The sequence below is a fragment of the Campylobacter concisus genome (assembly GCF_003048575.1).
Lineage (GTDB): Bacteria > Campylobacterota > Campylobacteria > Campylobacterales > Campylobacteraceae > Campylobacter_A > Campylobacter_A concisus_U.
The window spans coordinates 65,324-89,425 of record NZ_PIRZ01000005.1 but is presented as its reverse complement, the minus strand read 5'-3'; the positions used below and the strand labels follow the sequence as shown (position 1 = coordinate 89,425).

The 24,102-nt window shown below is 38.1% G+C and carries 28 protein-coding genes; 20 read left to right on the top strand and 8 right to left on the bottom strand.

The window, feature by feature from the left end:
• The 6 genes from flhA to CVS84_RS07100 are packed head-to-tail and all read left to right on the top strand — an operon-like array spanning position 1 to position 6,098.
• The gene (flhA, locus tag CVS84_RS07125) at positions 1–2,193 is read left to right on the top strand and encodes a flagellar biosynthesis protein FlhA (RefSeq protein ID WP_107691719.1); all 2,193 of its coding nucleotides are present in this window, start codon (positions 1–3) and stop codon (positions 2,191–2,193) included.
• Positions 2,194–2,202: 9 nt separating this feature from the next.
• Positions 2,203–3,228 carry a DHH family phosphoesterase gene (locus CVS84_RS07120; RefSeq protein WP_107691718.1) on the top strand — a complete coding sequence of 342 codons (1,026 nt, stop codon included), beginning with the start codon at positions 2,203–2,205 and terminating at the stop codon, positions 3,226–3,228.
• On the top strand, positions 3,225–3,452 hold the full coding sequence (locus CVS84_RS07115) for a hypothetical protein (RefSeq protein WP_021089755.1): 228 nt from the start codon (positions 3,225–3,227) through the stop codon (positions 3,450–3,452). Before CVS84_RS07120 ends, CVS84_RS07115 begins: the two co-directional genes overlap by 4 nt.
• Before the next feature lie 9 nt (positions 3,453–3,461).
• A complete protein-coding gene (locus tag CVS84_RS07110; RefSeq protein WP_107691717.1) occupies positions 3,462–3,872 on the top strand; it encodes a tetratricopeptide repeat protein in 411 nt (136 codons plus the stop codon).
• A gap of 16 nt (positions 3,873–3,888) precedes the next feature.
• Complete coding sequence (locus tag CVS84_RS07105; RefSeq protein WP_107691716.1) at positions 3,889–4,818, top strand: aspartate carbamoyltransferase catalytic subunit; 930 nt, start codon at positions 3,889–3,891, stop codon at positions 4,816–4,818.
• A 2-nt stretch (positions 4,819–4,820) separates the two neighbouring features.
• On the top strand, positions 4,821–6,098 hold the full coding sequence (locus tag CVS84_RS07100; protein ID WP_107691715.1) for a dihydroorotase: 1,278 nt from the start codon (positions 4,821–4,823) through the stop codon (positions 6,096–6,098).
• 82 nt (positions 6,099–6,180) lie between these two features.
• Here CVS84_RS07100 and CVS84_RS07095 read toward each other — a convergent pair whose 3' ends face one another.
• From CVS84_RS07095 to CVS84_RS07080, 4 genes are read right to left on the bottom strand one after another with little or no spacing between them, the layout of a single operon-like run.
• Positions 6,181–7,470, bottom strand: coding sequence for a M28 family peptidase (locus CVS84_RS07095; protein WP_107691714.1), 1,290 nt, complete (start codon positions 7,468–7,470; stop codon positions 6,181–6,183).
• Between the two features lie 17 nt (positions 7,471–7,487).
• Positions 7,488–7,745, bottom strand: coding sequence for a heavy-metal-associated domain-containing protein (locus CVS84_RS07090; protein ID WP_107691713.1), 258 nt, complete (start codon positions 7,743–7,745; stop codon positions 7,488–7,490).
• A complete protein-coding gene (locus tag CVS84_RS07085; RefSeq protein WP_021090140.1) occupies positions 7,738–8,061 on the bottom strand; it encodes a hypothetical protein in 324 nt (107 codons plus the stop codon). Before CVS84_RS07085 ends, CVS84_RS07090 begins: the two co-directional genes overlap by 8 nt.
• Positions 8,058–9,137 (bottom strand): transglutaminase-like domain-containing protein, encoded by a 1,080-nt coding sequence (locus CVS84_RS07080; protein ID WP_107691712.1) that lies wholly within the window; start codon positions 9,135–9,137, stop codon positions 8,058–8,060. The genes CVS84_RS07085 and CVS84_RS07080 overlap by 4 nt, the downstream gene beginning before the upstream one ends.
• 93 nt (positions 9,138–9,230) lie before the next feature.
• Here CVS84_RS07080 and CVS84_RS09545 point away from each other — a divergent pair, with 93 nt between their 5' ends.
• The 4 genes from CVS84_RS09545 to CVS84_RS07065 all read left to right on the top strand — a co-directional run bounded on the left by CVS84_RS09545 (position 9,231) and on the right by CVS84_RS07065 (position 12,257).
• On the top strand, positions 9,231–9,398 hold the full coding sequence (locus CVS84_RS09545) for a hypothetical protein (protein WP_002942642.1): 168 nt from the start codon (positions 9,231–9,233) through the stop codon (positions 9,396–9,398).
• 1 nt (position 9,399) lies between these two features.
• Positions 9,400–10,269, top strand: coding sequence for a tRNA 5-methoxyuridine(34)/uridine 5-oxyacetic acid(34) synthase CmoB (gene cmoB / locus CVS84_RS07075; protein ID WP_234411920.1), 870 nt, complete (start codon positions 9,400–9,402; stop codon positions 10,267–10,269).
• 8 nt (positions 10,270–10,277) lie between these two features.
• Positions 10,278–10,811, top strand: coding sequence for a thioesterase (locus CVS84_RS07070; RefSeq protein WP_107691710.1), 534 nt, complete (start codon positions 10,278–10,280; stop codon positions 10,809–10,811).
• Positions 10,812–11,006: 195 nt separating this feature from the next.
• Positions 11,007–12,257, top strand: a complete 1,251-nt coding sequence (locus CVS84_RS07065; protein WP_107691709.1) for a major outer membrane protein — start codon at positions 11,007–11,009, stop codon at positions 12,255–12,257.
• 173 nt (positions 12,258–12,430) lie between these two features.
• Here CVS84_RS07065 and CVS84_RS07060 read toward each other — a convergent pair whose 3' ends face one another.
• Positions 12,431–13,033 carry an MBL fold metallo-hydrolase gene (locus CVS84_RS07060; protein ID WP_107691708.1) on the bottom strand — a complete coding sequence of 201 codons (603 nt, stop codon included), beginning with the start codon at positions 13,031–13,033 and terminating at the stop codon, positions 12,431–12,433.
• A gap of 120 nt (positions 13,034–13,153) precedes the next feature.
• Here CVS84_RS07060 and CVS84_RS07055 point away from each other — a divergent pair, with 120 nt between their 5' ends.
• Genes CVS84_RS07055 through kdsB form a run of 6 tightly spaced genes read left to right on the top strand, consistent with a single transcriptional unit; the run spans position 13,154 to position 18,479 of the window.
• On the top strand, positions 13,154–13,891 hold the full coding sequence (locus tag CVS84_RS07055) for an NAD+ synthase (RefSeq protein WP_103580590.1): 738 nt from the start codon (positions 13,154–13,156) through the stop codon (positions 13,889–13,891).
• 10 nt (positions 13,892–13,901) lie between these two features.
• Positions 13,902–15,032: a DegT/DnrJ/EryC1/StrS family aminotransferase gene (locus CVS84_RS07050; RefSeq protein WP_107691707.1), complete on the top strand. Its 1,131-nt coding sequence runs from the start codon at positions 13,902–13,904 to the stop codon at positions 15,030–15,032.
• On the top strand, positions 15,025–15,945 hold the full coding sequence (locus tag CVS84_RS07045; RefSeq protein ID WP_107691706.1) for a tetraacyldisaccharide 4'-kinase: 921 nt from the start codon (positions 15,025–15,027) through the stop codon (positions 15,943–15,945). The genes CVS84_RS07050 and CVS84_RS07045 overlap by 8 nt, the downstream gene beginning before the upstream one ends.
• 49 nt (positions 15,946–15,994) lie before the next feature.
• A complete protein-coding gene (gene cutA, locus CVS84_RS09825; protein WP_199906119.1) occupies positions 15,995–16,309 on the top strand; it encodes a divalent-cation tolerance protein CutA in 315 nt (104 codons plus the stop codon).
• Positions 16,306–17,769 (top strand): threonine synthase, encoded by a 1,464-nt coding sequence (gene thrC / locus CVS84_RS07035; RefSeq protein WP_107691705.1) that lies wholly within the window; start codon positions 16,306–16,308, stop codon positions 17,767–17,769. Before cutA ends, thrC begins: the two co-directional genes overlap by 4 nt.
• Positions 17,766–18,479 carry a 3-deoxy-manno-octulosonate cytidylyltransferase gene (kdsB, locus tag CVS84_RS07030; RefSeq protein WP_107691704.1) on the top strand — a complete coding sequence of 238 codons (714 nt, stop codon included), beginning with the start codon at positions 17,766–17,768 and terminating at the stop codon, positions 18,477–18,479. Before thrC ends, kdsB begins: the two co-directional genes overlap by 4 nt.
• A gap of 105 nt (positions 18,480–18,584) precedes the next feature.
• On the opposite strand, the gene CVS84_RS09540 is transcribed toward kdsB, so the two are convergent.
• Positions 18,585–18,758: a hypothetical protein gene (locus CVS84_RS09540; protein ID WP_021091517.1), complete on the bottom strand. Its 174-nt coding sequence runs from the start codon at positions 18,756–18,758 to the stop codon at positions 18,585–18,587.
• Positions 18,759–19,004, bottom strand: a complete 246-nt coding sequence (locus tag CVS84_RS07025) for a DNA-binding protein (protein ID WP_072594609.1) — start codon at positions 19,002–19,004, stop codon at positions 18,759–18,761.
• A 356-nt stretch (positions 19,005–19,360) separates the two neighbouring features.
• Between CVS84_RS07025 and CVS84_RS07020 the strand changes: the two genes are divergently transcribed.
• From CVS84_RS07020 to CVS84_RS07005, 4 genes are all read left to right on the top strand, one after another.
• Positions 19,361–20,155 carry an HrcA family transcriptional regulator gene (locus tag CVS84_RS07020; RefSeq protein WP_107691752.1) on the top strand — a complete coding sequence of 265 codons (795 nt, stop codon included), beginning with the start codon at positions 19,361–19,363 and terminating at the stop codon, positions 20,153–20,155.
• Positions 20,152–20,694: a nucleotide exchange factor GrpE gene (grpE, locus tag CVS84_RS07015; protein WP_107691703.1), complete on the top strand. Its 543-nt coding sequence runs from the start codon at positions 20,152–20,154 to the stop codon at positions 20,692–20,694. Before CVS84_RS07020 ends, grpE begins: the two co-directional genes overlap by 4 nt.
• A 31-nt stretch (positions 20,695–20,725) precedes the next feature.
• Entirely contained in the window at positions 20,726–22,600 is a 1,875-nt protein-coding gene (dnaK, locus tag CVS84_RS07010) for a molecular chaperone DnaK (protein ID WP_107691702.1), read from the top strand.
• 126 nt (positions 22,601–22,726) lie between these two features.
• Entirely contained in the window at positions 22,727–23,158 is a 432-nt protein-coding gene (locus CVS84_RS07005) for a trehalose-6-phosphate synthase (protein WP_103604784.1), read from the top strand.
• A 51-nt stretch (positions 23,159–23,209) separates the two neighbouring features.
• On the opposite strand, the gene ppk2 is transcribed toward CVS84_RS07005, so the two are convergent.
• A complete protein-coding gene (ppk2, locus tag CVS84_RS07000) occupies positions 23,210–24,019 on the bottom strand; it encodes a polyphosphate kinase 2 (protein WP_107691701.1) in 810 nt (269 codons plus the stop codon).
• Between the last annotated feature and the right edge of the window lie 83 nt (positions 24,020–24,102).

Genomic DNA, 24,102 nt, shown 5'->3' with positions numbered 1-24,102 from the left:
TTGGCAAAGCAAAAAAATAATATCTTAACTCTTATTGCACCGTTTATTGCGCCAATTGTTAAGTTTAAAAGTCTTAGTATCGTTGGTATCATTGTTGCCATCCTTGCTATCATCATTGTACCGCTTCCAAGCGCGGTGCTTGACTTTTTCCTGGCACTTTCGATCTCGATTTCTGTGCTTATAATCTTAATTTCGATTTATGTGCCAAAACCAACCGATCTTAGTACATTTCCGACGCTCATTCTCATCATCACGCTTTTTCGTCTCTCGCTAAACATAGCAACCACACGTATGATTTTAAGTGAAGGTCACAACGGCCCAGAAGCGGTCAGTGAGATCATCTCAAGCTTTGGAAATTTTGTCGTTGGTGGCAACTTCGTCATCGGCACCATCGTATTTTGTATCTTGGTGCTCATAAATTTCATGGTCGTAACAAAGGGCTCAACCCGTGTGAGCGAGGTGCAAGCTCGTTTTACACTTGATGCGATGCCAGGTAAGCAAATGGCGATAGATGCGGATTTAAACGCAGGTTTGATTGACGAAAAAACAGCGCGTGAAAGACGTCAAGCCATCATCGGCGAGGCAAATTTCTACGGCGCGATGGATGGTTCGTCTAAATTTATAAAAGGTGACGCCGTAGCTGGCATCATCATCACTATCATCAACATCATCGGTGGCTTTGCTATCGGCTCGTTTCAGCACGGCCTTGATATGGCGACATCGGCTCAGTATTATACGATCCTAACTATCGGTGATGGCCTTGTGAGCCAGATCCCAGGACTTATCACATCAACAGCGACTGCTATCATTATCACAAGGGCTAGCAAGGACGATGAGGATTTTGCAGAAGGCACATTAAATCAGCTCTTAGGGGATTATAAAACCTTGTTGATAGTGGGCTTCATACTATTTATGTTTGCCCTTGTCCCTGGACTTCCAACTCTTTCTCTTGGCTTTATTGCAGTGCTATTTTTGGGACTTGGCTACATCATCAAGCAGACCAAAGATGGCGGGCTAAATTTAAGCCTTGCGTCAAAAGATAAAACAGCTTCTAAAAAAGCTGGAGCCGCTACGCAAAGTGGGGCAGGGGCAGCTGCTAGTAGTGCCACTACTAAGGTGCCAAAGAAGAGCGATGAAGAGATCGCAAGAGAAGAAGAGACGAAGATAAATGATATCTTGAAGCTTGAAATTTTAGAGCTCGACCTTGGATATGGCCTACTAAAGCTAGCTGATGTGGATCTCATTGAGAGGATTCGTGCTATGAGGCGAAATATCGCTTCAAGTCTTGGCTTTTTGATGCCAAAGATAAGAATTCGTGACAACCTTCAACTACCGCCAAACGAGTACCGCTTTAAGCTAAAAGGTATCGTGATCGGTCAGGGTGAAATTTATGCGGATAAATTTCTAGCGATGGATAGTGGACTAGTTAGCGAAGATATCGAGGGGATTCCGACAAAAGAGCCAGCTTTTGGGCTGGACGCACTCTGGATCGATGCTAGCGTCAAAGAGGACGCCATACTTAGCGGCTACACGATAGTTGATCCTGCAAGCGTCATATCAACGCATATGAGTGAGCTTATCAAGCAAAATGCAGCTGAGCTTCTAACTCGCCAAGAGACGCAAAATTTATTAGACAAACTAAAGATCGACTACCCAGTTGTAGTCGAGGATACGCTAAGGATCGCACCTATAAATTTGATCCAAAAGGTTTTAAAAGCGCTGCTTAAAGACAATATACCGATCAAAGACCTACTTAGTATACTTGAATCAATTAGCGACATCGCCGAGGTTAGCAAAAACTTAGATATGATCATCGAGCACGTGCGCGCAGCGCTCTCACGTGTCATCACTTCGCTTTATGTCGATGAGAAAGGTCAGCTAAATTTTTACATTTTAGATAGTACTGCACAGCAAAAGCTTATGGACGCGGTGCAGTATAAAGACGGTGCGTATCACCTGATGATAAATGTAGCTCAAACTTCATCGATCGTTCAGGCTCTAAGACATGAAAAAGAGAAACGTCCGATGAGTCAGCACGGCGAAATGGTGCTTTGCGTGGAGCCAAGCCTAAGAAAATTTATAGCAAATATCTGCGCAAATTTTGCCATCGATATAGTGGTGCTAAGCTTTGCTGAGATCTCGGCAAATACGCCATTTGAAACGGTTGGCGTCATAGAAATAGAAAATTTATAAAGGAAAAAGATGAAAATTTATCACCTCTCGCACACCGATCTTGACGGATACGGCGCGCAATACATAACAAATTTTTACTTCAAAGATGTGAAATTTTTAAACTCAAATTACGGCAGAGAGATAGATGATAAATTTGCTCAAATTTTAGCTGAGATAGATGCCTCAAACGATGATAAAAACATCATTTTGATTACTGATCTAAATTTAACTCTAGCTCAGTGCGAGAGTTTTACTGAGATGATAGAAGGTAAAAATATAAAGCTATTTTTGCTTGATCATCACCAAAGCGGTGCAGAGTGTGCAAGCGCCTATCCGTGGTATTTTTTGGATAGTTCAAGGTGCGCTACAAAGATCACTTATGACTTTTTTGCAGGAATTTTTGGTAAAAATAAAGAGCTTGAAATTTTTAGTGACGTCGTAAATGCCGTAGATATCTGGCTAAAAGATGATAAAAATTTTGAGATGGGAAAGGTCTGCTTGGGGCTTGTTGCAAATGCTAAAGAGATAAATAAAGTGATGTTTGAAGCTGAAAATAACCTCTATATGGATCATCTTTTAAAAGAAGCTAGCAAATTTTTTAACGAGAGAAACGACTATATCGGGCTTGATATGCAGGTACATGCGATTAAGAAGTCGTTTTTCAAAGAGGACAAAGACGATACGTTAAGTAATCTAATCTCAAACTACGTCGTAAAAAAACTTAGTGAAAATAAAGAGAAATTTAGCATAAACTATAAAGATCATAAAGGAATTTTAACCTACAATATCGGCAACGTTTCGGTTATTGGCAACGACTTTTTAGTGGCAAATCCTGAATTTGACTTCTTTATCGATGTAACAAACAAAAAAACGCTAAGTTTTCGTGCAAATGGCAAGCTTGACGTTAGCGCCATGGCAAAGCACCTAGTTGGCGGTGGCGGACACGTGAACGCAAGCGGTGGATTATTTGCAAATTTTAAAGATAGCTTTAGCTATGAGCCGATTAAAGCCCAGATAGTAGATCTAATAACCAAAAAAACACAGGAGGATATATGAAAGAAGAAGAGGTAAGCGTAGAAGAACTTAGCTATGAGCTTAGTATGGTGCTTGAGGCGATGTTCTACTATGCTGGAGTAAAAAAAGACAAACTTGAAGAGGCGGCAAATCTTTATGTTGAGTGCATCGATGATGCGTTAGAAAATTCTGACGCTAGCGGAAGCGACGAGGTCATAGAGATAGTTGAATATATGAAAAAACATCATTCGAAATTATTTAAATAAGGAAAGAAAATGAAGAAAATTTTAGTTTTAGTGGCAGCAGTTTTTGCGTTAAATGCTATGGCAAATGAAAATTTAGACAAAGCAAACGAGCTTTATGCAAAGAAAAATTTCAATGAAGCTTATCTTTATTTCAACAAGGCTTGCGGAGAGGGCGAGAAAAAAGCTTGCACGATGAATGCGATCATGCTATTTAACGGCGACGGTGTAGCAAAAGATAGAGTTCAGGCTGAGAAAATTTTTACAAAAATGTGTGACGAAAACGAGGGTATGGCTTGCGAAAAACTAGGCGAAATGATCGCTTATGGCCTAATAAAAGATAAAGATGGAAATGAAGCAAAGAACGAAGAAAAAGCAAAAGCTTTATTTAAAAAAGCTTGTGATAACGGCTACCAACCAGCTTGCGACTTTGTGACAAAATAAATTTAAGAGGCTTAAAATGGGCTACAAACATAAAGATTTGATAGGAACTAGAGAGCTTAGCAAGGAAGAAATTTTATATTTTCTAGAGGCGGCGAAAGAGTTTAAGGAGCTAAATTTAAGCCAAGTGAAAAAAAATGACTACCTTCGTGGAAAGACCACGATCAACGCATTTTATGAAAACTCGACAAGAACTAGAACATCCTTTGAGATCGCAGCAAAGAGACTTGGGGCTGATACGATAAATTTCAGCTCATCAAGCTCGAGTGTGACAAAGGGCGAGAGCCTAAATGACACGATGAACAACATGGCTGCTATGAGAAGTGACATCATCGTGCTTCGTCATCCAAGCTCTGGAGCTGCGAAATTTGCAGCTGATAGGACAGAGGCTAGCGTCGTAAACGCAGGGGACGGTACAAATGAGCATCCAAGCCAAGCTCTGCTTGATCTTTTCACACTAAGAGAGCATGGCAAAATTTTAGATAAAAATTTAAACGTGGCGATCATCGGCGATATCGCTAGAAGCCGCGTGGCAAGGTCTGACATCTGGGCGATGAAGAAATTTGGCATAAATTTAAAGCTCTTTGCGCCAAGGATGATGATGCCAAAAGATGCTGAGGTCTTTGAGTCTCAAATTTGCAAAAATATGGAAGAAGCCTGCGAGGGCAGTGATGTCATCATCATGCTTCGCATCCAGCTAGAGCGCGGCGGTGCAGACGTGGCATTTCCGAGCTCGAGGGAGTACTCAAAATTCTTTGGACTAAATAAAAATAGGATAAAGCTAGCAAAACCCGACGCGATCGTACTGCATCCAGGACCGATAAATAGGGGTGTAGAGCTAAACTCTGACGTGGCTGATGGCACGCACTCAGTCATACTAAATCAAGTTGAAAACGGCGTTGCTATAAGAATGGCGATACTAAATACGCTTGCAAAAAATAGGGGCTAACGATGAAAATAGCAATAATTAACGGCACTATCGTAAATAGCGACGAGAAATTTAAGGCAAATATCCTAATAGAAAACGGCAAAATAGCCAAAATCGGAAGTGAGAAATTTGAGGCTGATAAGGTCATCGACGCTACAAACAAGCTAGTCATGCCAGGACTTATCGATATGCACGTGCACTTTCGCGATCCTGGTCAAGAGTACAAAGACGACATCATCTCAGGCTCGCAGGCAGCCGTAGCTGGAGGAGTGACCACCTGCCTTTGCATGGCTAACACAAACCCAGTAAATGACAACGCCTCAATCACAAGGGCAATGATAGAAAAGGCTAAAAACTGCGGACTGATCGATCTTTTGCCAATAGCAGCCATCAGCAAAGGACTTGGTGGCAATGAGATCGTTGAAATGGGCGATCTTATAGAGGCTGGAGCAGTTGCATTTAGTGACGATGGCCTACCAGTGACTAGCTCAAGCGTGATGAGAGCGGCACTTGAGTATTCAAGCATGTTTGGTAGCTTTTGTATAAGCCACTCAGAGGATTGCTCGCTTTGCAGGCAGGGCGTCATGCACGAGGGCAAGGTCTCGGCGATCCTTGGCCTTCGTGGCATGGCAAGGGAGAAAGAGGAGATCGCAGTGAGCCGTGATATGCTACTTGCAAAGCTTACTAAAGCGCACATCCACATCGCTCACGTAAGCTCGGAGTACTCGCTAAAGATCATCGAAATGGGCAAAAAAGAGGGCATAAACATCACTTGCGAGGCCACACCACACCATTTTAGTTTTAGCGATGATGAAATTTTGAAAAATGCTTACGATACAAATTTCAAAATGTCACCGCCACTTCGTGAGATAAGCGACGTAAAAGCTGTGAGAGAGGCGCTAAAAAGTGGCCTCATAGACGTCATCGCAACCGATCATGCACCGCACCACACAGATGAAAAGATAGTGGAATTTGACAAGGCGCCATTTGGTATCATCGGACTTCAAACCCTTGTGCCACTCACTCTTAAGCTCGTAAATGAGGGCGTTATAAGCTTAGAGCGCATGGTGGAGCTAACATCGACAAATGCAGCCAAGATGCTAAATTTAAAAGACAAGGGTAAGCTCGCAGAGGGCATGCTGGCTGACATTGCAGTGATCGATCCTGAGATTGAGTACGTTTATGATGAAAAGATAAACCGCTCAAAATCTATAAATTCTCCACTCTTTGGTAAAAAACTAAAAGGCGCAGCGACCACCACGATAAAAAGTGGCAAGATCGTTTATGAGTTTGGAAAATAATATAAATTTGCTCGCGTTTGCGGGTAAATCCTAAATCTTCAAAATCCAAAATTTGCTAGAAATTTCTAGCAAATTTTATTTTTTATGAGTTGTATTTTTTAACGATACCGCGAACTACTTTTTCTATAAAAAGTGTAGATTCAACTTCGCAGCATTCTCTTGTTGAGTGAGGTGAGTGGATGTTTGGTCCTATTGAGCAAGCGCTAAGACCCGCTTTTTTCTCTAAAAGCACGCCGCACTCTAAACCAGCGTGAACGGCTGTTATCCTTGCATTTGGCTTATAAATTTTTAGCTCTTCTAAGATATCGTTTGCAAATTTATCATTTATAGGCTTCCAAGCAGGGTTTCTATCTTTTGCAATGACGCTAAAGCCAAGTGCTTTTGCAAGCTCTGAAATTTCAAATTCCATCCTATTTAGCCCGTCTTTGCTCATAGACCTAGCGAAAAACTCCACTTCAAGTATGCCATCATCTTTGATCTTTGCAAGTGAGAGATTGACACTATCTTGTGGTATGCCTAGCTCGCAGTTATAGGCTCTTACGCCTTGAGAAAATGAGTTAATAAGAGCTAAAATTTTCTCGCCATTTTCTAAAATTTCTTCACCCATGCCAAGCTTTTTCACACTTAAATTTTCACACTCGCTTTTTAGCTCTTTGTCGCTTAGCACAAGAGCTGTTGCGCCACTTGGGATAGAGTTGCTTCGCTCGCCACCTTCAAATTTAACAAGCTTGCAGCCATTTTTAGTCACAAATGCCGCCAAAACCTTGATTGCATTTGGGATATTTTTGTGTATCTCATTGCCAGAGTGTCCGCCAGGCAGTCCGCTTACTTTTACTTCATAAAGCGTGTTCCCTTTTGTTTTTTTACTATTTAGTGCGATAGTGGCAAATAAATTTACACCGCCAGCACAGCCGATAGTGACTCTATCGTCCTCTTCGCTGTCTAAATTTAAAAGCTTATCGGCTTTTAACTCACCCTTAAAGCCAGTAGCTCCGATCATGCCGACTTCTTCATTGTTTGTAAAGAGACACTCTATGTCGTCAAATTCGCTTATCATCTGCATCATGATAGCTACGCCGATGCCATTATCTGCGCCAAGAGATGAGTTTTTAGCTCTCATGTAGCCATCATCGCCATAAACTATCTCAATATTTGGAGCATCACCCATGCAGACCATATCGTAGTGGCTTTGCAAGCAAATTTTTGGCTTACCTTTAAACGCATGAATGTTGCCAAAGTTATCGACTGTAACCTCACAGCCCTTATCTTTTGCAAAATCAGCTAAAAAATCACGCATCTTATCGGTCTCATAACTGCAGTGCGGTATCGCAGAAAGTGTCTCAAATTTCTTTAAAATTTCACTATTTGACATATTTGCCTCCTTTAAATTTATTTTATCTCGCCCTTATAGCCAGTCGCATCGACCGCCTTTAAAAGCTCTTTTTCATCAACCTTGTCATCTGCTATAACGACAGCTTTTCGCTCTTTTAGCGATACGTCTGCCTTTTTTACGCCCTCAACGCTAAGTGCGGCCTTTCTTACTATCGCCGTGCAAAGCGGACAGTGCATGCTAGGCACTGAAATTTCTATAGTTTTCTCAGCGTAGCAACTAAGTGCAAGAAGGACTAAAACTAAAATTTTACGCATAAATTTCTCCTAAAAGCTCTGGATATGTAAGGAGTAAAAGCAAAATCACTCCAAAAAGTATATATATAAGTATCCATTTTTTCTTTTTATAGCTTAGGTTGCAGCTTTTTGGCTTGTAAAACAGAGCGATACCTGAGATCACAAAGCAAATGACTGCCACGACGCTTAAAGGCACGCGGTACTCGTATAAATTTTGTGTCCAAGATAGAAATGAAAAAGATGTGCCAAAAAGCAGAAAAAGAAGTGCCGGCAAGCAGCACAAGGTAGCGCCGATAGCACTACCTATGGATGTTAGTATCAGCCAAAAGGCTCTCATTTTAGCTCTGTTGATACGTAGTCGTAGCTAAATTCTTTTGGCGAATAGTAGTTTTGCGTGTTGCCATCAACCTCAGCGTATGGATAGCCAAAGTTGTTTAGTGGAGTTTGCTCTGGGGTTGGCTTTAAGATAAAGTCACGGCCGTAGTTAAAGCCTATCCAGCACATCTCCCAGTTACCAAAGCAATAATCCCTAACAGCTACGATTTTAGCGTCGTCGTTTGTAAGCTTTTCACCAAGTCTTACCTTTGTAACGTCAGCTGGATCAACTGGTATCCAACCATAGCCTTTTAGGTAAAACTCAGCCCTGCAGTGCTGTCCGCCTGAAATTTTAGCCACGCCGTCTTTTGCGCTACCCATCTGGTCTGAAAATCTAGACTGACCAACTCTAATGCCAAAAATTTCTCTAGCAGGTATGCCAACTGATCTGCAGAGTCCCACAAAAACTGAGTTTATATCGGTGCATTTGCCAACTAGTTTGCCACTTTCAAGTATGGCTTTAACGTCACCTGTGCCGCATCCTAGGATGCTGTTATCACGCTGCATAGTATTTGCAACCCACGTATAGATCGCTTTTGCACGCTCCAAATCGCCTTTAGTATCGCCGATAATCTCTAGCGCTTTTGCTCTTACTACGCCGTCAGTTGGGATGTGTGAAGTTGGTTTTAAAAACTCTAAAACTGCAGGATCAACCTTCTCATTTGGATCGTAATTTACCTTGCTAAAGTCAGTGTTACGCTCTGTTGTTTGAATTTTAAACTGCACATTTAAGATAGGTCTTGGCTCATTTTCTTCAAAATCAGCATACATTGTAGGTATTAGCGTATCTGAAATATAGACGTTTTTAGCGGTTGTGTTTATGACGTAGTCTTGGGTTAGTTGCTGATAAGTGGTGCTTAGTGGGAGCGGTAGCCAAATTCTTGAGCTTTTGCCCTTTTCAAGTAAGAAATGTTTGAAATTTACGTCGAAATTTCTAACTACTGGGTTTGCTGGTTCATCGCTAGCTAAACTAACATTTGGAAGCAGACTAGCTGCACCTAAAAAACTACTGAATTTAAAAAAATCTCTTCTTTGCATAAAATGCCTTTTTTGCTTAATATTAGCCAAACTTGGCTCTAAAACTGCCTGCTATTCTAGCATAAAAATTTTATTTATGATAAAATCCGCCACATGAAAAAGATTATATTTTTAGGCTTTATAGCGTTATTTTGCAACGGTTGTCTTTACATGAATGAGCGCGGAGTTTCGACTCAATATTATAATGACTGTAAAGAGTATTATGACGCGACTGGCACCTACCAAAAAGAGTGCCCACACAACATCGTCGACTGGAAATAGCGTGAATCTTAGTAAATTTAATGAGCAGCAAAAGCAAATTTTTAATAGGATAGAAAATTTAGCAAATTTTGACTGCGAGCTTGAGCTAAAAGATAGTGTAAATGTGAAATTTAAAAATTTAGACCAAGCCAAAAAAGATGAAATTTATGACCTCGCCCTTAGCCTAAAGCCTTGGCGAAAAGGGCCATTTGAAATTGATGATATATATATAGATAGCGAGTGGCAAAGTTTTATTAAATTTAATATCCTCGCCCCACATCTAAATTTAGCTGGCAAAAGCGTGGCTGATGTTGGTTGCAACAATGGATATTATATGTTTAAGATGCTTGAATACGGTCCAAAAAGCATAACCGGCTTTGATCCTAGTGTGCATACATATTTGCAGTTTGCTTTTTTAAATAAATTTATCCGCTCAAATATCGCTTATGAGCTTCTTGGCGTTGAGGGCTTGCCAGAGTTTGGAGCGAAATTTGACACCATTTTTTGCCTTGGCGTGATATATCACAGAAGCGATCCTATAAAAATGCTAAAAGAGCTAAAAACTGCGCTAAATCCAGGCGGCGAGCTATTTTTAGATACTATGTATATTGATATGGATGGCGATTTTGCGCTTAGCCCAAAAGATAGGTATTCGAAAATTCCAAATATCTACTTTGTACCGACTCTCTCGGCATTACAAAACTGGTGCGAGAGAGCTAAATTTAGGGATTTTACCCTGCTTGAAACAAAGGCTACTGATCTAAATGAGCAGCGAAAAACACAGTGGATAGATGGCGAGAGCCTTGGAAATTTCTTAGACCCAAATGACAGTACAAAAACAGTCGAGGGCTACCCAGCGCCAAAAAGAGCATATGTTAGAGTTAAAATTTAAGGATAAAAATGGCAGAAGAAAATATCTATGATACAAAAGATGAATCGCAAATAATCTTACCAGAAGATGAAAACCCATTAAGAAACGAGATCAAAACTGCTCCACTTGCAAAGCTAAATTTTAGTGGAACGGCATTTTTACTTGAAAAAAATCACGCAAAGACTAGATTTTTTACTACGGATGATATGGTGTGCGATACTGAGGGGCTTATTCATAGTGGGTTTGTTTTTATGGGGGCAAATCACGCTGCGCTTTTAGCCATAAATGAAGAATTTTGCGTTAGTATCGGTGCTAGGATAAATTTCTTTGGACCGCTAAAGCTTGGTGACGTGGTGGAATTTGACGCGCAAGCAAGATTTGAAGAGAGCAGAAAAAGAGAAGTGAAAGTACTTGGATATGTTAAAGATATAAAAATTTTTGAAGGAATATTTCAACTTGTCACACTTGAAGAGCATATCTTCTTGGCTCAACAAAAAAATATCCAAAAAGAAGCTGCTATAAGGCAGAAAAAAGAACGAGAAGAAGCTAAAGATAATAGCTAAAAGTAAGTAAAAATTTTTGATTTTCTTGCAATTACTCCCAAATAAAGTGAAATTTTAAAAAGACAATCTTTATCTCATTATCCTATTTTGGTAAATAATTGGTAACATTTTTTAAATTTTTAAGAAAAATTAAGCAATAAAATTAATTTTCTATGATAATATCCTTTCAAAACTTTTTATCAAAAGGAGATTTAGATGAAAATTACAAAAGTTAGCTTAGCTGCTCTGGTTGCTTTAGGTGCATTTTCAAGCGTTGCAAGTGCAACTCCACTTGAAGAAGCTATAAAAAATGTAGATCTTTCAGGATTTGCAAGATATCGTTATACAAATGATAGTACTAAAAAAACTACAGCTGATACTGTCAAGGGTAATAGTGCTGGTCATGCGTTTAGAATGGAGACAGCATTTAAAGCTGCGATAGACGATAACTTTTTTGGTGTTTTAAGACTAAGATATTCTGCCACTGATGATTCAGGCGATAAAGTAGCAACTGGTACAGATAAAACAAATACAACAAATTCTTTTGGTGTATATGAGATGTATCTAGGATACAAAGTATCTAACACTACTATTACAGCTGGTAAACAACTTATCAAAACTTTCTATGATGATGGTGATATAGCAGCTACTGGTCTAAAAGTGGTAAGTACAGATGTATCTGGTCTTACTTTAACAGCTGCTGCTTATGATGCCATAGAAAACAATAGTGATGAAGTAGATGGACCTTTCCTAAAAGAAGTAACGGATGGTACAAAATTCCATGACGCTCCTGCTAACCTCTATTATTTAGGTGCAGTTGGTAGCTACGACCCAGTATCGTTTAAGGTAGCTATTGCAAATCTACAAGAAATTGCTACACTTTATGGTGCTGAGGCAGCATTTAGCTTTAATGTAACCGACGATATAAACCTAAACCTAAAAGGTCAATATGTTTATAGTGATTCAGATCACAAAAAAGTAACTGATGCTGACTTTTGGGCTGTTCAAGCTGGCACAAAACTATTTGGTGCTAAATTTAATGCTGGCTACTTAGAATTTGACGCTAAAAATAAAGATAATGATGCTAGAAATAGTGGTAAAATCGCATTTACATCAATCGATGCAAATGGCCAGCTAATCAACCCAGCTAAAATACTAAATAGCGTAATGAGTGGTGGTGGCAAACAATACTATAATAATATCAAAGGTGACAACGATTACTGGTTTGTTAATGCTGGATATGATATAGATAAATTTGGTCTTGGTGCTGGTTATACTCAAGGTAAAGGCACAAGCTATGCTCTTAATAAAGAGAGAGCAAAAAGAAATGAGTGGTATACACAAGCTAGCTACAAATATAGCAAAAAGCTTAATTTCCTAACTTGGTATGCAGCTGCTAAAGACAAAAAAGATGGTGAAAGCTTTAAACAAAATCGTATAAGATTTGAAGCAAAATATAGCTTCTAAAACCTTTATCCGAGCGAGCTTTCGCTCGGATCTCTTTTAAAATTTAATAGACTCCATATAAAATTTATCTACCCTTTTTGATTGACTCTTAGTTTTATAAAAAATATAAATTTTTAATAGCGATTAAGTGTATTTTAAAAGTTTGAAAATTGAAATTAATACCACCGAAATTTTTAGCTATTTTTTACTATATCTATCCAATAATTAATATTATTTTGCTCGGCCTCTAGTGTACTACTTTCTCCGTGCCCTGGATAAAGTGCGAAGTCGCCCTTTAGATTTTTACACTTTTCTAAACTAGCTAACATTTCGTTTTTATCTGAAAAAGGAAAATCCCAGCGTCCTATGCTTCCTTTAAATAAAAAATCTCCACTAAACATCACATCTTCTATCTCTATCATCGAGCAACCTGGCGTATGTCCTGGGAAATGATGAAATTTAATGCAAAAATCATCAATGTTAAAATTTTCATCATTTTCAACCAAAACATCTGGAGTAAAAGTATCTTTCATATAGCCAAAAATATCACTCTCACACATGAAAGCATCAAATTTGTTAATATAAACTGGAATTTTTAGCTCATTTTTTAGTTCGCTCACGTCAAAGATGTGGTCAAAATGCCCGTGAGTACAAAGGATGGCTTTTAAATTTTTAGCATTTTGTAAAACCCATTCTTTTGCCCCATCTCCCGGATCTATCACTATAGATGAGCTATTTTTTGTAACTATGTAACAATTAGTGCCAAAATCTCCAAAACTTTTGTGTATTACTCTCATTTTTTACCTTAAATTTATTATTTCTTAAAATTTTACATCTTTTTACTTAAACTTAAAGAAAAATTTTAAATTTACTTAGTATAATTTTTGCAAAAGGAAGCAAATCTAGGCAAAGGAAGAATGAAGGAGTATCAAAAGATCGAAGAAACTTTAGTTTTTAGCTTAAAAGATAAAACTAAAGATAAAAATTTGTTGTTGGGTGTTAGTGGAGGTATTGATTCTGCTGTAGTAGCGACTTTGTGTGCAAGAGCAAAACCAAATGAAACTCATGCACTCATCATGCCAACAGCATCATCAAACAGACAAAATATGGATGATGCCTTAAATTTATGCGAAAAATTAAACATAAAATATAAGGTTTTATCCATAGAGGGTATTTTAAATGCCTTTTACGAAACGATAGATGTAAATTTAAGCAATTTAAGAAAAGGGAATTTAGCAGCTAGAGTTAGAATGAGCTTGCTTTATGATTATTCATCTAGTATAAACGCTCTAGTTATCGGAACAAGCAACAAAAGTGAGCTTATGCTTGGATACGGTACGATATTTGGGGATTTAGCATGTGCAATAAATCCTATCGGAGAGCTTTACAAAAGTGAAATTTTTGAATTTGCAAAACATCTTGGGGTTGATAAAAATTTTATCAACAAAGCACCTTCGGCTGATTTGTGGGATGGACAAAGTGACGAAGGCGACATAGGTTACAGTTATGCTGTTATTGATGAGATTTTAGAAAATTTAGAAAATAACAAGGAGCAAGTCATCAAAAAGTTCGGATTAAAAGCAGTATCGGATATAGAAAATAGAGTTGTTTCAAACAGGTTTAAACGACAAATGCCGTTGATAGTGAAAATTTAAAGGATTAAAGATGAGAGAGATTCCGTTTTATAGACCAACTATCACTGAGCGTGAAAGTGAGCTTATTGAGGAGGCTTTGCACTCTGAAAATACTACTAATATCGTTGCTAGATTTGAAGAGAAGTTAAAAGAGTATTTTGGTGCAAAATTTGTAGTTACCACAAATAATATCGCAGCTACACACCACTTGGCACTAAGCGCGCTTGACACTAAACGCGGAGATAAGGTCATTTGCTCCATAAATGCCTTTCCTAGCATTGCACAAGCTGTTAGACATTTTGATGCTGAGCCTATTTTTGTGGATGTTGATGAAGAAGATTTTAACATCTGTCCAGATGCCCTTGAGAAAGTACTAAAAGAGCAAAATCATAAAAAATTAAAATGTGCTTTTATCTCTCATATCGCAGGTCAAAGTGCTAGGATGGATGAGATAACGGCGGTTTGTGAGAAATACGGCGTAAAAATTTTAGATGATGCAAATCGCGGTATGGGCTTAACATACAATGGCAAAAAAGTTGGCTCAGACTCCTTTTTGTCATGCTTTCAAACACATTCGCGTGTGCAAAATCCTATATCAACGGTTGGATTTTTTACGACAAATGATGAGGAAATTTATAAAAGAGCAAAACTACTTCGCAACTATGCTCTTGTAAATGGCATTGATAAATTCGGTAGCTTGAGTTATATTTATGATGTCGTTGATATTGGCTTAAAGTATGATATAAACTCGATAAATGCAGCATTTTCTATTGCGCAGCTAGAAAGAACAGATAAGCTCATACAAAGAAGACAAGAGATCGCAAAAATTTATGATAAAGAGCTTGGTGAGTGCCGCAATATAACAATCCCTGTCAAAAAACGCGAGCATATTTACACTCAGTATATTATTAAGATAAACAAAAATCGTGATGGCTTTGCCAGAGAGCTTTTGGAGCACGGAATTCACACATCATTGCACTACATACCGATACATTTACTAAGTTATTATAAAAACAAATACTCGCTTAAAGTAAATGATTTTCCAAATGCTTTAAAAAATTATCAGCAAGTGTTGTCACTACCTATTTATCATAGTTTGAGTGACGAAGAAGTGCAATACATCTGCAGCAAAGTAAAAGAAATTTCTAAAACTCGTGTTTAAGAAATTAAATATTTTCTTGCATACTTGGGCGAATGACTACTTTTTTCGCCCAAATTTCTTTCAAATTTTACTAGCATTTTTACTTTTGCCATTAAGTTTTATCTATTTTCTTATTGTTGTGCTTAAGAAATTTACTGCTAGAAAAATAGACTTTGGCATAAAGGTAATAAGCGTTGGAAATTTGACCCTTGGAGGAAGCGGGAAGACTCCACTTTGCGTGGCAATTGCTAAAAATTACGAGGGCGCTTTTATTATCCTTAGAGGATATAAAAGAAAGAGCAAAGGCATGCAAGTTGTCGCTCATGATGGCGAAATTTTACTTGACGTCTCAGCTAGCGGCGATGAGGCGATGATATACGCTACAAGTATTAAAAACGCAAATGTGATAGTAAGCGAAGATAGAAAGGTAGCCATAGACTACGCCAAAGAGCATGGCGCAAAGTATATCTTGCTGGATGATGGATTTTCTAAATTTGACATAGCCAAATTTGACATATTAGTGCGTCCAAATCCTGAGCCAAGGCTAAAATTTTGCCTACCAAGTGGGGCTTATAGATATCCATTTAGCTTTTATAAATTTGCTGATTTTGTGGCGATTGAAGGGCAAACTCATTTTAGAAAGAGTGAAATTTTAAATAAAAGCAAAAAAATGGTACTAGTAACCGCCATAGCAAACCCAGAGCGCCTCAAGCCATTTTTTGATGAATGCGTAGCTCAAGTATTTTTTCCTGATCATTATGATTTTTCAAAAGATGAGCTGAGTGAAATTTTGCAAAGTTACGGTGCCACCTCGCTTTTGATGACGCAAAAGGACTATGTAAAGGCAAAAGATTTTGGGCTGAGAGTATCGCTTATCACGCTTGGAGTTACGTTAAGCGAGGAGTTTAAAAAGGTTTTAGCGCAGCAAATTTAAGCCCATTTTGTTATAATGAGCCACTTTTTAAAAGGAAATTTTGATCAAAATGAGAATTTTAATCACCTCAGTCGCAAAGAAAAAAGAGGCAAAAAATCTAAGCAAAAAGCTCGTGAAAAAGGGACTTGCAGCTTGCGTGAGTAGCTTTAGTGCAAAGAGCATTTATCTTTGGCAAGAGAAGCTTTGTGATGAAAAAGAGCAAATTTTACTCATAAAAACGGACGCGAAATTTAAAAAAGTAGCTAAATTTATAAGAAAGCACCACATCTACGAAACTCCAGAAATTTTGGCGCTTAAGCCAAAAGAGGTTTTTAAAAAATACGAAAATTGGATAAAAAAATCAACCAAAAAAGGCAAAAAATGAGACTAACACCAACTAGAAGCGTAAAAGATGAAAAGGTAAAAAATGTAAATTTAAGCACAGCCATGCTTAGCCCAAGCTCCGCTCACGGCGGACTTTACGCGCCAAAGAAGCTACCAAAGATCACAAAGGTAAAGTGGCAAGAGCTCTCAAGTCTAAGCTACGAAAAGCTCGCACTTCACATCATCTCGCTATTTAAATTTGACGTGTCAGAGGCGTTTTTCAAAAAAGCGCTCAAGAGATACGCAAGCTTTGATGACCCAAAGCACCCTGTCATTTTTAAAAAAATAGATAAAAATTTATATGTAAATGAGCTCTATCACGGCCCAACTAGGGCATTTAAGGATATGGCGCTTCAGCCTTTTGGCTCGCTACTTAGCCAGCTAGCAAAGGAGAGGGGTGAAAGATACCTTATCATGTGTGCAACGAGCGGTGACACTGGCCCTGCGACACTTCAAACCTTTGCAAACGATGAAAATATCAAGGTCGTTTGCCTCTATCCAGACGGCGGCACGAGCGAAGTGCAAAAGCTTCAGATGCAGACCATGCAGGGTGAAAATTTAAAGGTTTTTGGCATAAAAGGCGACTTTGACGACGCTCAAAGAGCGCTAAAAACGCTGCTTGCAAATGATAAATTTAAGGCCGAGCTTAAGAAAAAGCGCCTTAAACTAAGCGCGGCAAACTCGGTAAATTTTGGCAGGATCCTCTTTCAAATCATCTACCATGCCTATGCCTACGCAAATTTACTAAAACAAAAGGCGCTTAAGGCAAACGAGAGCTTTGACATCATCGTACCAAGTGGAAATTTTGGTAATGCACTTGGGGCGTACTATGCTAAAAAAATGGGCGCAAAGATCGGCAAGATCAAGATCGCTTCAAACGCAAACAACATCTTGACGCAGTTTTTTACTACCGGCGTTTACGACCTCAGGGACAAAAAGCTGGTTAAGACAATAAGTCCTGCCATGGACATTTTGATCAGCTCAAACGTCGAGCGTTTGCTGTTTGATAAATTTGGCAGCGTTAGAGCAAATGAACTCATGCAAAGTCTTGCAAAAAATAAATTTTATAAGCTTAGCAAGCAGGAGCTTGAAGTGCTAAAAGAGGACTTTGAGGCTAGCTGGTGCGACGATAAAGAGTGCGAGGCATACATCGCAAAGCTCGCAAAGGGCGGCTATGCGATCGATCCGCATACGGCTACTTGCTTTAAGATGGTAGAGGCTGGCCGCATAAATGTCATTACATCGACCGCACACTGGGTGAAATTTACGCCAAGTATGATCAAAGCGTGCCAGATCAAAGATACGAAAGATGAAAAAGATGCGCTGGCAAAGACCGCTAAAATCTTAAATGATAGCGTGCCAAGCTCGATAAACTCGCTATTTAGCGCAAAAATTTTACATAAAGATGTTATTAGTGAAGATGAGATAGACAAATGTGTCTTAGAATGGATCGAGCAATGATAATCATCCCAGCCCGCCTTGCTTCGACAAGGTTTAGTAACAAAATTTTAAAAGAGATAAATGGCGTGCCGATGTTTGTGGCGACGGCTCTTAGAGTAAGTGGTGTGGATAATGTGGTGGTTGCTGTGGATGAGCAAAGCATACTAGAGATCGCCAAGGCTCACGGCATAAAAGCGGTGCTAACTAGCAAAGATCATCAAAGTGGCACTGACAGGATAAACGAAGCTGCACAAATTTTGGGGCTAAGCGAGAGTGAGATCATCATAAATGTTCAGGCTGATGAGCCATTTATTGAACCTGAAAATATCGCTAAATTTAGGGCGTTTTGCGAGCAAAACAAAGGGAAAGCCTTTATGTTTTCTTGCTATAAAAAGATAGACGATGAGTTTGCGGATGATAAAAATTTAGTTAAAGTGGTGACTGATTTTGAGGGATATGCGCTTTACTTTTCAAGATCAAGGATACCATTTAACAGAAGCGAGTGCAAAAGCTACAAGGCTCACCTTGGTATCTACGGATACAGCGTAAAAAGCCTAAAAGAGTTTTGCGCGCTCATGCCTTCAAGCCTTGAAAATACCGAGAAACTCGAGCAGCTGCGCGCCCTAGAAAATGGCAAAAAGATAGCGATGCTAGAGGTAAAGAGCCAAAGTATCGGTATCGATAGCGAAGAGGACTACCAAAGAGCGCTAGCTAAATTTGGTAAGAAATAAGTCGGCAAATTCTCTTTAAATAAAGTCAATATTTAAGGAGAATTTATCTAAATTATTAATCTTTAAATGCAGCAAAAAATATTTTTCTACTCAAATAATATAAAACTAATTTTTCTTGATTTTTATTTTTTTAATTCTGTCTTTAACTACGTAAAATTTTAAAATCGCACTCGAGTAAAAGTCTTTATAGAAACCTAAAAATTTAGGCTCTTTCTTAGTGCAGATAGCTGCAAACACGCTCTCAAGGTCTATTCTCTCTTTTTGTGTCAAATTTTCCATCTATTTTCCTAATAACTTTCTCATCTTATTGATAACAAATAATATTTCATCGTCGTCAAGCTCACAAAGAAGTTTGCAAACTGCAGCAGCAGCTTGTGGCTTTGAGTTGCCAAGCCTCCAATCTTGATACGTTCTCATTGGTACACCAAGCTCTTCTGCCATTTTTGCCTGTGAAATTTTCTTACCGATATTTTTTGCCTCAACTGCATTATGAAGCAAATTAAATATATCACTTGTTTCAATCATTAAAGTATTATACGGATTATTTTATTAAATATACATAAAACAATATATAAATAATAGTAATACGTATAAATAAATTAAAATATATTATATATTATACTATAAAACATTATATTAATACGTAAAAACGTATAAAAACATTAGAACATATTAGAACATAGAGGTAATATAAAAGACTTTTAAATTTGTTTAATTATTTTTATAATTTTATTTTCGGAAATGCTTATACGATTAATATTAAATAAGCTTAGTTATATAGACTAAAGATACATAAATAAATTATTTTAACTTAAATACTTGACATTAATAAACTAAAGTTGTATAATCTGTTTAGCAATTAAAAAGAAAGAGTGCTAAAAGTGAGTAAAACAAATAAACGCGATTTAATACTAAACTCTATTATTGAAGCTTATTTGCAAGATAATATGCCTATTGGTTCAAATGAGCTTGGCTCTCGTATGAGCGCGGCTATTCCGGCTTCTACGATACGCGTTTATTTTAAAAAGCTTTCAGATGAGGGCGAGATCACAAAGCTTCACATTAGTGGCGGTCGGATACCAACAATCGCTGCGATGAGAAGATATTGGAGTGAAATTTTTGCTATAAGTGATATAAATTTAGAGATAAATGATGCCGAAGGATTGAAAAAGTTATGTGATGAATTTGAGCTCTATTGTATGATTTTTGGCACAATCGATAATGAATTGCTAGAAATTTTAAATTTAAATAATAGATATATGATCTTAAATTTTGGTGAAGATGAGATCGTTATCAAATTTGATGCTAGGATGTATAAATTTTTAAGTAATCTTGCTGGAGTTAGTTTAAACAAACTTGAGCTTATCTGCTCTCAAGTTGGTTTAAGCGAACTAAAAAGTAAAATAAGAGAGCTTAGAAGGACTAAAATTTACTTCCAAGAAAATGAAATTTTAGCCTTTGATATGTTTAAAGATAGACGTTTTAAGATGGTTTTTGACCCAAGTTTTAGCTTACAAATGGATGAGAAACTTACATTTTCTCCTATGTTTGATGAAAATTTTATGGGACTTAAATTTAGTGCAAACTATCTTGGCAACGAGGTACAGATGATCTGTGCTGGCAGTGTTTATACTGATTATGTGAAATTTATAAATCTAATAAAGGAGGCCGCGTGAGCGAAGAGGTAAAAGAGCAAAATCTACCTGAGGTCGAGCCTGTGCAAGAACTAGCTAATGATAGCGTAAATTTAGATGCACTTGGTGATATCTCAAAAGTGGAGAAGCTCGAAAAAGAGCTTGGCGAGATTACTGATAAATACTACAGAGCAAATGCTGAGTTTGAAAATATTAAAAAGCGTTATGAAAAAGAGAAAGCAGATGTTGCAAGCTATGCAAATGAGAAATTTGCAAGGGACTTGCTACCAGTCATCGATGCGCTCGAGATCGCTGCAAATTTTGATCCAGAGGATGATGAATTTGCTAAAAAGATCAAAGAGGGCATTTTGATAACGATAAATCAGTTTAAGAAATGTTTTGAAAAGCATGGCGTGAGCGAGATCGCAACTGATGTCGAGTTTGATCCAAATGTGCATAATGCCGTTTTAAGGGTCGATAGCGAGGAGAAGCAAAGCGGTCAGATCGTGCAAGCTTTACAAAAAGGCTATATGATAAATGGCAGGGTTTTGCGCCCAGCTATGGTCAGTGTGGCAAACTAAATTTAAAAAATAAATCTAATAAAGGAAAAATATGTCAAAAGTTATAGGTATAGACTTAGGTACAACAAACTCTTGCGTAAGCGTTTTTGAGCGCGGTGAGAGCAAGGTTATCCCAAACAAAGAGGGTAAAAACACAACTCCATCTGTTGTTGCTTTTACAGACAAAGGTGAAATTCTAGTAGGTGATGTTGCAAAACGTCAAGCAGTTACAAACCCTGAAAAAACGATATATTCTATCAAACGTATCATGGGTTTGATGAGTAATGAAAAAAATGCTGAAGAGGCAAAGGCTCGCTTGCCATATCACGTTGTAGATAGAAACGGTGCTTGCGCAGTTGAGATCGCTGGTAAGGTCTATACTCCGCAAGAAATTTCAGCAAAAATTCTTATCAAACTAAAAGAAGACGCTGAAGCATATCTTGGCGAGAGCGTGACAGACGCAGTTATTACCGTGCCTGCGTATTTTAATGATAGCCAAAGAAAGGCTACAAAAGAAGCTGGAACTATCGCAGGACTAAACGTGCTTCGTATCATCAACGAGCCAACAGCCGCAGCACTTGCTTACGGCCTTGATAAAAAAGAAGCTGAGAAAATTTTAGTTTATGACCTAGGTGGCGGTACATTTGACGTTACAGTGCTTGAAACTGGCGATAACATCGTTGAAGTTTTGGCAACTGGTGGTAACGCATTCTTAGGTGGCGATGACTTTGATAACAAGATCATTGACTGGCTAGTAAGTGAGTTTAAAAACGAAACTGGTATTGATCTAAAAGGCGATATCATGGCACTTCAACGCTTAAAAGAAGCAGCTGAAAACGCTAAGAAAGAGCTAAGCTCAGCTCAAGAGACTGAGATAAATTTACCATTTATCACAGCTGATGCTACTGGCCCAAAACACCTTGTCAAAAAGCTAACTCGCGCTAAATTTGAAGGCATGATCGACTCACTTGTTGGCGAGACTATCACTAAGATAAATGAAGTCATCAAAGATGCAGGACTAAGCAAGGGTGACATCAAAGAGGTCGTAATGGTCGGTGGTTCAACTCGTGTGCCACTTGTTCAAGAAGAGGTTAAAAAAGCATTTGGCAAAGAGCTAAATAAGAGCGTAAATCCAGATGAAGTTGTGGCTATCGGTGCTGCTATCCAAGGTGCGGTTATAAAAGGCGATGTTAAAGACGTGCTGCTTCTTGACGTTACTCCACTTAGCCTTGGTATCGAGACACTTGGCGGCGTGATGACTAAGATCATCGAAAAAGGCACAACTATACCAACTAAGAAAAGTCAAGTTTTCTCAACTGCAGAAGATAACCAAAGTGCCGTTACCATCATGGTTTTACAAGGTGAGCGTGAGTTTGCAAGGGATAATAAATCACTTGGTAACTTCAACCTCGAAGGCATCCCAGCAGCTCCAAGAGGCGTGCCTCAAATCGAAGTTGAATTTGACATCGACGCAAACGGAATTTTAACCGTTTCTGCAAAAGATAAAGCAACTGGCAAAGCTCAAAACATCACCATCTCTGGATCAAGCGGCTTAAGTGAAGAAGAGATAAACAACATGGTAAAAGATGCTGAGCTTCATAAAGAAGAGGATAAAAAACGCAAAGACGCAGTTGAAGCTAGAAACCAAGCTGACGCACTAGTTCATCAAACTGAAAAGAGCATGAGTGAGCTTGGCGAGAAAGTTCCAGCTGAGGATAGAAGCAACATAGAAGCTGCGCTAAACGATCTAAAAGAGGTCTTAAAAGATGAAAATTCTTCAAAAGAGCAAATCGATACAAAAGTAGAAGCCCTAAGCAAAGCTAGCCACAAACTTGCAGAAGCTATGTATAAAAAAGATGAAAACGCTGGAGCAAACGGCGGAAATAATAAAAAAGACGACGACGTTATAGACGCTGAAGTCGAGTAAAATTCCTAGAGCAGGGCACTTGCCTTGCTCTTTTATAAATTTATCTTCATAAATTCTTAAAATTGATTCAAAATAAGTATTTTAAATAGTTAAAATTTATATAATGCCAAACAAAAAGGCTAAAAAATGTACTTATTTTTTTTGATTACTCATTTAATTTGTGCCATTGTATTTATAGGATACGTATTTTTCGATGTTTGCATATATCCATTTGCTAAAAAAACGGTTGATACTAAAACCCTTGAAATAGTTAAAAAAGCCTATACAAAAGGCAGCGCAAAGGTTTTTGGCACGGCATTTTTATTGCTTTTAATAAGTGGCGCTTATATGGCAAAAGACTATTTTGGAGGCGAGCTTGGCTGGTGGCAAAGCAACTTTCAAAAGCTACTGCTTGTAAAAATTTTTGTTTTACTTATAATGTGCCTTGTAACTTTTATATCTGTTTTTAATGTCGTTATTTTAAAAAAGCCTGATCCATTTGGTAAATTTTCACATTTAATAGCTCTAGTACTTTGCCTAATAATGGTCGTTTTAGCAAAAGTAATGTGGTGGGCTTAAAAATTTAGCTAACAAATCTAAGTAAATCGCCAGCTAGAAGTTAAAAATTCTTTAATCGATACTCTTTAACTTATCTTTATTTAGCCCTTCTTCTATGCGTTTTATCTCTTCACTTCCGTCTCTTACGACGTTTTTGTCAAATTCCAAGTAGTCATTTATCTTTTTTGGATATTCAACGTGACTTAGGATAAATTTAAAGACATTTAGCCTAGCTTCTTTTTTGTTATCGCTTGAGACGATGACCCATGGTGAAATGCTATTGTGAGAGGCAAGAAGCATAGAATATTTAGCGATAGAGTACTGATCCCAAAGTTCTTGTGCTTTTTGATCAACGGGTGAAATTTTAAATTGCTTTAACGGATCATTTTGCCTCTCTTTAAAGCGTTTTTTCTGCTCATCTTTTGTGATTGAAAGATAAATTTTAAAGAAAATTATGCCGGAGTTTATGATCATCTCTTCAAATTTTGGCACTTCACGTAAAAATTCTTTATGCTCTGCTTGCGTGCAAAAGCCCATCACTGGCTCAACACCAGCTCTATTGTACCAGCTTCTATCAAAGATCACGATCTCTCCGGCACTTGGTAGATGAGTCACATATCTTTGAAAATACCACTGCGTTTTTTCGACGTCACTTGGCTTAGCAAGCGCTACTATACGGCAACCCCTTGGATTTAGATGCTCGGTTAGGCGTTTTATCGTTCCGCCTTTGCCGGCTGCGTCGCGCCCTTCCATTAGCATAAGTACTCTAAGACCTTTTTCTTTTACGTAATTTTGAAATTTTAAAAGTTCAATTTGAAGCAGTCTAAGCTCTTCCTCATAGCCAAGTTTCTCGCCTTTTTGGTGTTTTTTGTCTTTTGACATCTTTGCTCCTTTAAAATTTCACATATTTTCACGATTTTACAATAAAATAGAATAAATTTAGGAATTTAGACTAAAATCATCTT